Genomic DNA, 11,974 nt, shown 5'->3' with positions numbered 1-11,974 from the left:
CACCGGATATGCTGGCTGACACACCGCCTTCGCGAGCAAGCCCGCTCCCACATTTTATCGCAGTGACTGGACGTACTCAGGCAGCCAACTTACCGCTGGCGATTGCCACCGAAGCTGCCACCATCGCCCTCAGCAACACCGCACACCCCGCCGCCAAATCATCCGGCGCCGCGTTCTCGATTTCGTTATGGCTGATGCCACCTTCACACGGCACAAAGATCATTCCCGCCGGCCCCAGTTCCGCGACGAAGATCGCGTCGTGCCCTGCCCCGCTCACGATATCCATGTTGGACAACCCCAACCCATTGGCCGCATCACGCACGGCATCCACGCAGCCTTTGTCGAAGTACAGCGGCGGGAAGTCAGCGGTGGGTGTCATCTCGAACGTGAGGCCGTGCTTGGCGCAGGTTTCGTCAATCACTTTGCGCACCTGGGCAATCATCGAATCCAACCGCGCCGGTTCCAGATGGCGGAAGTCCAAGGTCATGCGCACTTCGCCAGGAATGACGTTGCGTGAGCCCGGATACGCTTGCAGGCAACCGACGGTGCCGCAGGCGTGAGGCTGATGACCCAACGCCGCCGCGTTAACTGCAGCCACCACGGCCGCGGCACCGACCAGGGCATCCTTGCGCAGGTGCATCGGGGTCGGCCCCGCATGCGCCTCGACACCCCGCAGTTTCAGGTCGAACCATTTCTGGCCAAGGGCGCCCAGCACCACACCGATGGTTTTCTTTTCATCCTCAAGAATCGGACCTTGCTCGATATGTGCTTCGAAATATGCGCCCACCTTGTGCCCGCTCACCGGGCGTGATCCGGCATACCCAATGGCATTCAGCGCATCGCCCACGGTCACGCCGTCGGCATCCGTCTTGGCCAGCGTGTCGGCCAGGGTGAATTTCTCGGCAAACACCCCGGAGCCCATCATGCATGGAGGAAAGCGCGAGCCTTCTTCGTTGGTCCACACCACCACTTCCAGCGGCGCTTCGGTTTCCACCTTCAGGTCATTGAGGGTGCGCAATACCTCAACGCCCGCCAGCACGCCAAAACAGCCATCAAACTTGCCGCCGGTGGGCTGGGTGTCGATATGGCTGCCGGTCATCACCGGCGGCAACTGGGGATTGCGCCCGGGCCGGCGGGCGAAGATATTGCCGACGCCATCGATGGTCACGGTACAGCCCGCTTCCTCGCACCACTTCACAAACAGGTCGCGGGCCTGGCGATCGAGGTCGGTCAGGGCCAGGCGGCAGACGCCGCCCTTGGGGGTGGCGCCGAGCTTGGCGAGTTCCATCAGGGACAGCCACAGACGATCGCGGTTGATGTGCTGATGGGTGGATTGCAGAACGTCTATGGCAGCGTTCATGGGGATCTCCTCAGGCAGTAGTTCTTATGAATTTGACCAGACTCTCACTGGAGGACTGCGATCAAAAATGTGGGAGCGGGCTTGCTCGCGAAGGCGGTGATTCAGCTAACACATCTGGCGACTGGCACACCGTATTCGCGAGCAAGCCCGCTCCCACATTTGATTGCATTCCACATCGATTAAAGCGGTGTTTTCACGGCGACCACACGAGCCCCGCGTTTCATGCAGAGGGCGTAATACAACAGGCCACCGAGCGCCGAGCCGGTGAACCAGCCATAGCTGTAGAACCAGCTGAACGCATCGCTGCCCAGGGACAGCAACGTCAGCACCACCGGCACGCCAAACGCCAGGAAGCCATGCCAGTTCCACGCCGGGTACACGTCATCACGATACAAACCGGCGAGGTCCAGTTGCTGTTTCTTGATGATGAAATAGTCCACCACCATGATCCCGGCGATCGGCCCCAAGAGGCTTGAGTAACCCAGCAACCAGTTGGAATAGACGGTTTCCAGGCTCACGTCGGAGATGATCAGCCCGAGCTTTTTCAGCAGCTCATGGGCCATCAACGCCAGGCCCACCAGGCCGGTGAGCACCACCGCCGTGGTGCGGTTGATCAGCTTGGGCGCGATGTTCTGGAAGTCGTTGGTGGGTGAGACGATGTTCGCTGCGGTGTTGGTGGACAAGGTGGCGATGATGATCAGCGCCATGGCCACGGCCACCCACACCGGGCTCTGGATATGGCCGATCAGGGTGACCGGGTCGGAGACGCTGACGCCCACCAGTTTCACCGAGGCGGCGGTCATGATTACGCCGAGGGCGGCGAACAGGAACATGGTCAGCGGCAGGCCGAAAATCTGCCCGAGGATCTGGTCTTTCTGGCTTTTGGCGTAGCGGCTGAAATCGGGAATGTTCAACGACAAGGTGGCCCAGAAACCCACCATCGCCGTCAGGCCCGCCATGAAGTAGCCGGTGAGGCTGGCGCCTTCGGGACGTTTGGGCGGGATCGCCATCAGCTCGGTCAGCGACACATTCGGCAGCGCCCACACCAGCAGCCCGATACCCACCGCCACCAGCAGCGGTGCCGACAGGGTTTCCAGCCATTTGATCGACTCGGCGCCACGCAATACCACCCACAGGTTCAGGGTCCAGAAGATCATGAAGCCGATCACTTCACCGGTGCCGCCAAGGGATTTCCAACCCTCGAAAATCGACCCCAGGAACAGGTGGATCGCCAGGCCGCCAAACATCGTCTGGATACCGAACCAGCCACACGCCACCAACGCGCGGATCAGGCACGGCACGTTGGAGCCGAGCACGCCGAAGGACGAGCGCAACAACACTGGAAACGGGATGCCGTACTTGGTACCGGGGAAGGCGTTGAGGGTCAGCGGGATCAGCACCACGATATTGGCCAGCAGGATCGCCATCAGCGCCTCGCCCACCGACAACCCGAAGTACGCGGTGAGCACGCCGCCCAGGGTGTAGGTCGGCACACACACCGACATGCCGATCCACAGCGCGGTGATATGCCACTTGTTCCAGGTGCGTTCGCGCACCTTGGTCGGTGCCATATCGTGGTTGTAGCGGGGGCTGTCGAGGACGTCGGGGCCGGCGTCGAGTTCGTACAGGCCGTTGCGCTCAATGACTTGCGATCTGTTCTGTTGCATGGCCGCTCCACGGTTTTTTCGAATTATTTTTGCTCATCCCGTGACGTGCACGGGATGGCCGGAGTACCTCGTTGACAACATGACATCCGGGACCCGGCCAACCGCCACCGCACTCAATAACCGTGCCGTAAACCGTCAACCTGCCCGCACCGCTTATATAACTTGCTGATGTTTATCAGCTTTATTGTCTCGACCGAAGAGCCCCTCGTTACTTTCAGCGTTACTCAGGCCAAATAACGCAGAAGTTGTCCGAACCATCAGGACTCAATCTGGTGCAACACAATTATTTTTATTTACCGGCCCCGTCAAGAGGCATGTCTCAAGCGTCTGATTTGCAATAGGAAATGTTGCTCATATTGGGAACCTGTCAAGTGCGTCAAAATGGTGAGAGGTCGCTACATTTTGGTGATTTTGATTTTTTATCGTTAAAATTCAATCAGTTATTACAGACATAAGCTTATAAAAAATATTCTTGCTCATTCGAAAAACTCGGGCTAGTTTCTATTCCTGTCACCGCTGACAGGAATTAATTTTCCAGCGGCGCGATGCATGACAACACTTAGAACTGGCACAAGCCGGTCAAGCCTGTGAGGAACTCGACATGTCGCTGTTGATCCGTGGCGCTACCGTTATTACCCATGATGAAAGTTACCGAGCCGATGTTTTATGCGCAGACGGTCTAATCCGCGCCATTGGCACTGATCTGGATATTCCCGCCGGCACCGAGATACTCGACGGCAGCGGTCAATACCTGATGCCCGGCGGCATCGACCCCCATACCCATATGCAGCTGCCCTTCATGGGCACCGTGGCCAGTGAAGATTTTTTCAGTGGCACGGCCGCCGGGTTGGCGGGCGGCACCACGTCGATCATCGACTTCGTGATTCCCAACCCGCAGCAATCCCTGCTGGAAGCCTTCCATCAGTGGCGCGGCTGGGCCGAGAAGTCGGCGTCCGACTACGGCTTTCACGTCGCCATTACGTGGTGGAGCGAGCAGGTCCGCGAGGAAATGGCCGAGCTGGTGAGCCAACACGGCATCAACAGCTTCAAGCATTTCATGGCGTACAAGAACGCAATCATGGCCGCCGACGACACCTTGGTGGCGAGCTTCGAACGCTGCCTGGAACTGGGTGCGGTACCGACGGTGCATGCCGAAAACGGCGAGCTGGTGTATCACCTGCAGCGCAAGCTGATGGCCCAGGGCATTACCGGGCCTGAAGCGCATCCGTTGTCGCGGCCTTCGCAGGTGGAAGGTGAAGCCGCCAGCCGGGCGATCAGGATTGCCGAAACCATCGGCACGCCGCTGTACCTGGTGCACGTGTCCACCAAGGAAGCGCTGGATGAAATCACCTACGCCCGCAGCAAGGGCCAGCCGGTGTACGGCGAAGTATTGGCCGGGCATCTGCTGCTGGACGACAGCGTGTATCAACACCCCGACTGGCAGACCGCCGCCGGCTATGTGATGAGCCCGCCCTTCCGCCCGCGCGGGCATCAGGAGGCACTGTGGCATGGCCTGCAATCGGGCAACCTGCACACCACCGCCACCGACCATTGCTGCTTCTGCGCCGAGCAAAAAGCCGCCGGGCGGGATGACTTCAGCAAGATTCCCAATGGCACTGCCGGTATCGAAGACCGCATGGCGCTGTTGTGGGATGAGGGCGTGAACACCGGGCGCTTGTCGATGCAGGAATTCGTTGCGCTGACGTCTACCAACACCGCGAAGATCTTCAACCTGTACCCGCGTAAAGGTGCGATCCGCGTGGGGGCCGACGCTGACCTGGTGCTGTGGGACCCGCAAGGCACACGGACCATTTCCGCGAAGACTCACCACCAGAAAGTCGACTTCAACATCTTCGAAGGCAAGACCGTGCGCGGCGTGCCGAGCCATACCATCAGCCAGGGCAAGCTGGTCTGGGCGGATGGGGATTTGCGCGCCGAACGGGGTGCGGGTCGGTATATCGAACGGCCGACGTATCCGCCGGTGTTTGAGCAGTTGAGCAAGCGGGCGGAGCGTTCCAGGCCGGTTGCTGTGAAACGCTGAGGCCGCCATTCGCGAGCAAGCCCGCTCCCACATTCGCCCCCATTCCAACAGGATAAATGCAGTCGAATGTGGGAGCGGGCTTGCTCGCGAAGAGGCCGGTACCGGCAACAAAAAAACCACTGCCCACCAGAGGCAGCACCTCAAAAACCGTGAGGCCAATACCGTGATCCAGACCCTGAACCATCTTCCCCACCCCCATGAAGATGCGGCGGCCCTCGCCGCGCATTTCACCGACCTGGCGCCGCCGCTCAATGCCCGGCAAGCCCAACTGGAAGCGTCGCGCTGCCTCTACTGCTACGACGCGCCGTGCGTCAACGCGTGCCCCAGCGAGATCGATATCCCGTCGTTCATCCGCAATATCCACACGGAGAACGTCCAGGGCGCCGCGCAGAAGATTCTCTCGGCGAATATCCTCGGCGGCAGTTGCGCCCGGGTCTGCCCGACGGAAATCCTCTGCCAGCAAGCCTGCGTGCGCAACAATGCCGAGGAATGCGCCCCGGTGCTGATCGGCCTGTTGCAGCGTTACGCGGTGGACAACGCGCACTTCAGCGAACACCCGTTCCAGCGCGCCGCGCCCACCGGCAAGCGCATCGCGGTGGTCGGCGCCGGGCCTGCGGGTTTGTCCTGCGCCCATCGCAGCGCCTTGCACGGCCATGACGTGGTGATTTTCGAAGCCCGGGAAAAAGCCGGCGGCCTGAATGAATACGGGATCGCCAAGTACAAGCTGGTGGATGACTTCGCGCAAAAGGAACTGGATTTCCTCCTGCAAATTGGCGGCATCGAGATCCGTCACGGCCAGCGCCTGGGCGACAACCTGACCTTGAGCGAACTGCACCAGCAGTTCGATGCAGTGTTCCTCGGCCTTGGCCTGGCTGCCAGCAAACAGCTCGGCCTGCCACACGAAGACGCCCCCGGCCTGCTCGCCGCCACCGACTACATCCGTGAACTGCGCCAGGCCGACGACCTCAGTCAACTGCCCCTGGCCGACCGTTGCATCGTGCTCGGCGCCGGCAACACGGCCATCGACATGGCGGTGCAAATGGCCCGCCTCGGTGCCCGTGACGTCAACCTGGTGTATCGCCGTGGCCTGGCTGAAATGGGCGCCACCGGCCATGAGCAGGACATCGCCAAGGCCAACCAGGTACGCCTGCTGACCTGGGCCCAGCCCGAAGAAGTGTTGCTCGACGACCAGGGCCATGTGCGCGGCATGCGTTTCGCCCGCACCCGCATGGTCGATGGCCGCCTGCAAGCCACCGGCGAGACCTTCGAACTGGCCGCCGACGCGATCTTCAAGGCCATCGGCCAAGGCTTCGACGACGAGGCGCTGCACGACCCGCTGGCCCACCAACTGCAACGCCAGGGCGATCGGATCTTCGTCAACGAACAGCTGCGCACCAGCATCCCCGGCGTGTACGCCGGCGGCGATTGCGTCAGCCTCGGCCAGGACCTCACCGTCCAGGCCGTGCAACACGGCAAGCTGGCCGCGCAAGCCATGCACGCCCAACTCATGCTGAATGTGGAGGCTGCGTAATGGCCGATCTCTCGATTGTATTCGCCGGTATCAAAGCCCCCAATCCGTTCTGGCTGGCCTCCGCGCCGCCTACCGACAAGGCCTACAACGTGGTCCGCGCCTTTGAAGCAGGCTGGGGCGGCGTGGTCTGGAAAACCCTCGGCGAAGACCCGGCGGCGGTCAACGTCTCATCGCGCTACTCGGCGCACTTTGGCGCCAACCGTGAAGTGCTCGGCATCAACAATATCGAGCTGATTACCGACCGCTCCCTGGAGATCAACCTGCGGGAAATCACCCAGGTGAAAAAGGACTGGCCGGACCGCGCGCTGATCGTGTCATTGATGGTGCCGTGTGTTGAGGAGTCGTGGAAACACATCCTGCCACTGGTGGAAGCCACCGGCTGCGACGGCATCGAGCTGAACTTCGGCTGCCCCCACGGCATGCCGGAACGCGGCATGGGCGCGGCGGTGGGCCAGGTGCCGGAGTATGTGGAACAGGTGACGCGCTGGTGCAAGACCTATTGCTCGCTGCCGGTGATCGTCAAGCTCACGCCGAACATCACCGACATTCGCGTGGCAGCGCGAGCGGCTTATCGCGGGGGCGCGGATGCGGTGTCGCTGATCAACACCATCAACTCCATCACCAGTGTCGACCTGGAGCGCATGGTCGCCCTGCCGATGGTCGGCACCCAAAGCACCCACGGGGGTTACTGCGGCTCGGCGGTGAAACCGATTGCGCTGAACATGGTGGCGGAGATTGCCCGGGACCCACAGACACAAGGCTTGCCGATCTGCGGGATTGGCGGGATTGGCAACTGGCGCGATGCAGCGGAATTCGTCGCGCTGGGCTGCGGCGCGGTGCAGGTGTGCACGGCGGCGATGCTGCATGGGTTTCGGATTGTCGAAGAAATGAAGGACGGGCTGTCGCGGTGGATGGACAGCCAGGGTTACAGCAGCCTGCAGGAATTTTCCGGGCGGGCGGTGGGCAATACGACGGATTGGAAGTACCTGGATATCAATTACCAGGTGATCGCCAAAATTGACCAGGCGGCATGTATTGGCTGTGGGCGTTGCCATATTGCCTGTGAAGATACGTCGCACCAGGCGATTGCCAGCTTGAAGCAGGCGGATGGGACACATAAATACGAGGTGATCGATGATGAGTGCGTGGGGTGCAACCTGTGCCAGATCACCTGCCCGGTGGCGGACTGTATCGAGATGGTGCCGGTGGATACCGGGAAGCCGTTTTTGAACTGGACGCAGGATCCGAGGAACCCCTACCGCGAGGCGGTATAGCCTGAATGATCGTTCCCACGCTCCGCGTGGGAATGCATCCGTTGACGCTCCGCGTCACGACCTTAAGAACGGACGCAGAGCGTCCAGGCGGCATTCCCACGCGGAGCGTGGGAACGATCTAGGGCTCCAACCCGATCCCCCGCAGGATCACACTCGTCACCGTCTGCACCGCCCGCTCAAACTGCATGTCCGACAACGGCTGATGGTCATTCAGGATCTTCACCTGATGATCAAAGTCGGCATAGTGCTGGGTCGACGCCCAGATCATATACAGCAGGCTCGACGGCTCCACCGGCAAAATCCGCTTGTCCTCCACCCACTGGCGAATCTTCGCTTCCTTCATCTTGGCCCAGTCATACAGGCTCACATCCAGCGCCTCCCCCAGGGTTGGCGCGCCGTGGATGATTTCATTCGCCCAGACTTTCGAACCATAAGGCCGGCTGCGGGAATGTTGCATCTTGGCGCGGATGTAGCTACTGAGCACCACCCGCGGGTCGTCGAACATCTCGAAGCACAAGGCGTCCTGCTTCCACACCTCGAGCAGGTCGAACAATACCGCGCTGTACAGCTCGCTCTTGGTACTGAAGTAGTAATGCAGGTTGGAGCGCGGCAGTTGCACTTCTTCAGCGATGTCGGCCATGGCGGTGCTGCCATAGCCCTTCTCGGCGAAGACCTTTTCAGCCGCCAGCAGAATCTTTTCGACGTTGACCCGACGAATACCGATCTTGTGATTGCCCATAAGGGCTCCCTGACAACAACATGGCTTCAAGACTACCATCCGCTCTAGATCGCGGCGACACGCCACTGTGAAACTTCGTACAAGAACCTTCCCCGCCGATAGCGGATTGGTTAGCATCGCCATCCCCTCGAAGGATCATCCCCCATGACTATTCGACAGCGAAGCGCGTGCGACGACCCGGTGCTGGGTGCACTGTGGGAACGCTCGGTGCGCGCCACCCATGACTTTCTCAGCGAAGACGACATCCAGCGCCTGCTGCCCCTGGTACGCGACTGCTACCTGCCGATGCCCGCACTTGAAGTGTGGGTGTACGAAGATACCCAAGGCATTGGCGGCTTCGTCGGCACCGGCGGCAATAATGTCGAGATGCTGTTTATCGACCCGAACCGACGCGGCCAGGGCATCGGTCGCCAGTTGCTGGACTTCGTACGCGCCCGCCACGACACCCTGCGGGTCGACGTGAACGAGCAGAATCCACAGGCCGTGGGTTTCTACCTGCACTATGGTTTTATCCAGACCGGCCGCTCGCCCGTCGATGGCGAAGGCAAGCCCTTCCCCTTGTTGCACATGGCACTACCGAACGACTGACTCTCACCTGAAGGTATTGAACAATGTTGATCAAGAAGACCCTCACCACCGTTGCCCTGCTCGCTTCCCTGCTGGGCGCCTCGGCCGCGTTTGCCCACGCCCACCTGAAAAGCTCGGAGCCTGCCGCCGACAGCAGCGTCGCCGCGCCCAAGGACCTGCGCCTGACGTTCAGCGAAGGCGTTGAAGCGACCTTCACCAAGGTATCCCTGAGCAAGGACGGCACCGAAGTCGCGATCAAGGGCCTGGAAACCCCGGACGCCGACAAGAAAGTATTGGTGGTGACACCGGCCGCACCCTTGGCCGCCGGCACCTACAAAGTGGTGTGGAACGCGGTCTCGGTGGATACCCACAAGAGCAACGGTGAATACAGCTTCAAGGTCGGCCAATAATCCATGGCCACCCTGCTGGTGCTGTGCCGTTTCCTGCATTTCATCGTCGTGCTGTTGATGTTCGGGGCCTGTGTGTTCAGGCCCTGGCTGCTGGGCGCGGGACCGCAACCGGTGCTGGACCGCCAACTGTCGCGCATCACCCAAGGGTTGGCGTGGCTGGCATTGGTGTCGGGGGTGGCGTGGCTGCTGTTGATCAGCGCGAGCATGGCCGGTGTCGGGCTGGGCGCGCTGGAATGGTCGACCGTGCAGTTGGTGCTGGGCAAAACCTTCTTCGGCCAGGTCTGGACCTGGCACTTGCTACTGAACGTGCTGCTGGTTCTGGGCCTGATGACGCCGTGGAAAGCGTTGCGCCTGCCGCTCTGTGCATTGCTGCTGGCGACACTGGCACCGGTGGGCCATGGCGCCATGCTCAATGGCATGGCCGGACAGTTGCTGATCCTCAATCAGGTGGTGCACCTGGTGTGTGTCGGTGCCTGGCTGGGCGGCCTGCTCCTGCTGGTGTTGATCCTCAGGCAATCGCCCCGCTATCCGTTGGAACCGATCCTCAAGCGCTTCAGTGGCATCGGTTATGGCCTGGTGACAGGGCTGCTGGTGACCGGATTGATCAACGTGCGGGTGCTCACCGGGCAGTTCTGGCCGACGCCCTTGTTCACAGGGTTCGCCCTGATCCTGTTGATCAAGGTGCTGCTGGTGTTCGGCATGCTCGCCCTGGCGCTGCTGAACCGCCTGCGGATTCACAACTGTGAGCAGCGGCTGCCTGCCTTGAAGGCCAGCGTGATGATTGAATGGTTACTAGGTGTTTCAGCGGTAGCCGCCGTTTCGCTGCTTGGCACCTTGCCGCCCATGGTTGCAGCGGGATAACTCCTTCCCCCCTGACTCCCTTCACGCAGGGAGTCATCGTATAACTTTCGATTGACATCCCCCTGAAACCTCGCAAATATCGCCCTCAATGTTGTACGACAACGTATAACAAAAAATAAAAACAACAAAAAGACAAGGGAGCGTCACTGTGAGCCAACACGTCCGCCAGTTCTCCGGCACCACCCGTTTTGCCGCCATCGGTTTGAGCAGCCTGGCCTTTACCCTCCCCGCCACCGCCTCGGCAGAAGGCTTCATCGATGACGCCACCGCCACGCTCAACCTGCGCAACGCCTACTTCAACCGCAACTTCACCAACCCCGCCTACCCCCAGGGCAAGGCTGAGGAGTGGACGCAAAACTTCATTCTCGACGCCAGGTCCGGCTTCACCCAAGGCACCGTCGGTTTCGGCCTGGACGTGCTGGGCCTTTACTCGCAGAAACTCGACGGCGGCAAAGGTACCGCCGGCACCCAACTGCTGCCGACCCGCAGCGATGGCCGCCCTGCCGATAACTTCGGGCGCCTGGGCGTGGCGCTGAAAACCAGGCTGTCGAACACAGAATTGAAAGTCGGCGAATGGATGCCGGTACTGCCGATCCTGCGCTCGGATGACGGCCGCTCACTGCCGCAAACGTTCCGCGGCGGCCAGGTAACGTCCAGGGAAATCGCCGGCCTGACCTTGTATGGCGGCCAGTTCCGCGGCAACAGCCCGCGCAACGACGCGAGCATGGATGACATGTTTCTCAACGGCAAAGCCGCATTCACCTCGGACCGCTTCAACTTCGGCGGCGGCGAATACACCTTCAACGACAAGCGCACCCAGGTTGGCGTGTGGTACGCCGAACTCAGTGACATCTACCAGCAACAGTATTTCAACCTCACCCACAGCCAGCCCGTGGGCGACTGGACCCTGGGCGCCAACCTCGGGTTCTTCACCGGCAAGGAAGACGGCAAGGCCCTGGCCGGCGACCTCGACAACAAAACCGCGTTCGCCCTGCTCTCGGCCAAATACAAAGGCAACAGCTTCTATATCGGCCTGCAGAAACTCAGCGGCGACAGCGCCTGGATGCGGGTCAACGGCACCAGCGGCGGCACCCTGGCCAACGACAGCTACAACGCCAGCTACGACAACGCCAAGGAAAAGTCCTGGCAGGTGCGGCACGACTTCAACTTCGTGGTACTGGGCATTCCCGGGTTGACCATGATGAACCGCTACATCAGTGGCGATAACGTGCACACCGGGGCAATCACCAATGGCAAGGAGTGGGGCCGTGAGTCGGAGCTGGCCTACACGGTACAAAGCGGTCCACTGCGGGACCTGAATGTGCGCTGGCGCAACGCAACGATGCGCCGGGATTTCAGTACCAACGAGTTTGATGAAAACCGGATATTCATCAGTTACCCGCTGTCGTTGTTATAGCGGTTTACAAACAACCGGAAAGGCTTTTGTGGCGGGGGAGATTGCTGTGGGGGGGGGGGAGCTTGCCGTGGGGAGGGAGATTGCTGTGGCGAGGGAGCTTGCTCCCG

The 11,974-nt window shown here is 60.9% G+C and carries 10 protein-coding genes; 7 read left to right on the top strand and 3 right to left on the bottom strand.

Translation table 11 applies throughout. The features are described 5' to 3' along the window. Positions 1-76: 76 nt before the first annotated feature. Together ACW9I6_RS25100 and ACW9I6_RS25095 are read right to left on the bottom strand one after the other, a co-directional pair. Complete coding sequence (locus tag ACW9I6_RS25100) at positions 77-1,360, bottom strand: Zn-dependent hydrolase (protein ID WP_087693198.1); 1,284 nt, start codon at positions 1,358-1,360, stop codon at positions 77-79. Positions 1,361-1,539: 179 nt separating this feature from the next. Next, a complete protein-coding gene (locus ACW9I6_RS25095) occupies positions 1,540-3,027 on the bottom strand; it encodes an NCS1 family nucleobase:cation symporter-1 (protein WP_003207834.1) in 1,488 nt (495 codons plus the stop codon). Between the two features lie 601 nt (positions 3,028-3,628). Between ACW9I6_RS25095 and hydA the strand changes: the two genes are divergently transcribed. The 3 genes from hydA (at position 3,629) to preA (ending at position 7,873) form a co-directional block, all read left to right on the top strand. After that, positions 3,629-5,068, top strand: coding sequence for a dihydropyrimidinase (hydA, locus tag ACW9I6_RS25090; RefSeq protein WP_003207833.1), 1,440 nt, complete (start codon positions 3,629-3,631; stop codon positions 5,066-5,068). 163 nt (positions 5,069-5,231) lie between these two features. Then, positions 5,232-6,599 (top strand): NAD(P)-dependent oxidoreductase, encoded by a 1,368-nt coding sequence (locus tag ACW9I6_RS25085; RefSeq protein WP_087694481.1) that lies wholly within the window; start codon positions 5,232-5,234, stop codon positions 6,597-6,599. Then, positions 6,599-7,873: an NAD-dependent dihydropyrimidine dehydrogenase subunit PreA gene (gene preA, locus ACW9I6_RS25080; protein WP_003207829.1), complete on the top strand. Its 1,275-nt coding sequence runs from the start codon at positions 6,599-6,601 to the stop codon at positions 7,871-7,873. The genes ACW9I6_RS25085 and preA overlap by 1 nt, the downstream gene beginning before the upstream one ends. A gap of 118 nt (positions 7,874-7,991) precedes the next feature. Here the strand turns inward: preA and ACW9I6_RS25075 are convergent, their stop codons facing one another. After that, positions 7,992-8,612 carry a TetR/AcrR family transcriptional regulator gene (locus ACW9I6_RS25075; RefSeq protein WP_003207828.1) on the bottom strand — a complete coding sequence of 207 codons (621 nt, stop codon included), beginning with the start codon at positions 8,610-8,612 and terminating at the stop codon, positions 7,992-7,994. 144 nt (positions 8,613-8,756) lie between these two features. On the opposite strand from ACW9I6_RS25075, the gene ACW9I6_RS25070 reads away from it, so the two are divergent. From ACW9I6_RS25070 to ACW9I6_RS25055, 4 genes are all read left to right on the top strand, one after another. Further along, a complete protein-coding gene (locus ACW9I6_RS25070) occupies positions 8,757-9,200 on the top strand; it encodes a GNAT family N-acetyltransferase (RefSeq protein WP_003207827.1) in 444 nt (147 codons plus the stop codon). A gap of 23 nt (positions 9,201-9,223) precedes the next feature. Further along, positions 9,224-9,589, top strand: a complete 366-nt coding sequence (copC, locus tag ACW9I6_RS25065) for a copper homeostasis periplasmic binding protein CopC (RefSeq protein ID WP_003207825.1) — start codon at positions 9,224-9,226, stop codon at positions 9,587-9,589. A 3-nt stretch (positions 9,590-9,592) separates the two neighbouring features. After that, the gene (copD, locus tag ACW9I6_RS25060) at positions 9,593-10,450 is read left to right on the top strand and encodes a copper homeostasis membrane protein CopD (protein WP_003207822.1); all 858 of its coding nucleotides are present in this window, start codon (positions 9,593-9,595) and stop codon (positions 10,448-10,450) included. Positions 10,451-10,598: 148 nt separating this feature from the next. Then, positions 10,599-11,867, top strand: a complete 1,269-nt coding sequence (locus tag ACW9I6_RS25055; protein ID WP_457339962.1) for an OprD family porin — start codon at positions 10,599-10,601, stop codon at positions 11,865-11,867. Positions 11,868-11,974 lie beyond the last annotated feature (107 nt).

The sequence above is a fragment of the Pseudomonas sp. SDO5522_S412 genome (assembly GCF_054071215.1).
Note: the sequence above shows the minus strand (reverse complement) of the source record. Positions and strands in the feature narration are given on the sequence as shown.

Excerpts from the sequence above, each read along its gene's own strand:
- ACW9I6_RS25100 (WP_087693198.1), bottom strand. The coding sequence starts at position 1,360 with ATGAACGCTGCCATAGACGTTCTGCAATCCACCCATCAGCACATCAAC.
- ACW9I6_RS25095 (WP_003207834.1), bottom strand. The coding sequence starts at position 3,027 with ATGCAACAGAACAGATCGCAAGTCATTGAGCGCAACGGCCTGTACGAA.
- hydA (WP_003207833.1), top strand. The coding sequence starts at position 3,629 with ATGTCGCTGTTGATCCGTGGCGCTACCGTTATTACCCATGATGAAAGT.
- preA (WP_003207829.1), top strand. The coding sequence starts at position 6,599 with ATGGCCGATCTCTCGATTGTATTCGCCGGTATCAAAGCCCCCAATCCG.
- ACW9I6_RS25075 (WP_003207828.1), bottom strand. The coding sequence starts at position 8,612 with ATGGGCAATCACAAGATCGGTATTCGTCGGGTCAACGTCGAAAAGATT.
- ACW9I6_RS25070 (WP_003207827.1), top strand. The coding sequence starts at position 8,757 with ATGACTATTCGACAGCGAAGCGCGTGCGACGACCCGGTGCTGGGTGCA.
- copC (WP_003207825.1), top strand. The coding sequence starts at position 9,224 with ATGTTGATCAAGAAGACCCTCACCACCGTTGCCCTGCTCGCTTCCCTG.
- copD (WP_003207822.1), top strand. The coding sequence starts at position 9,593 with ATGGCCACCCTGCTGGTGCTGTGCCGTTTCCTGCATTTCATCGTCGTG.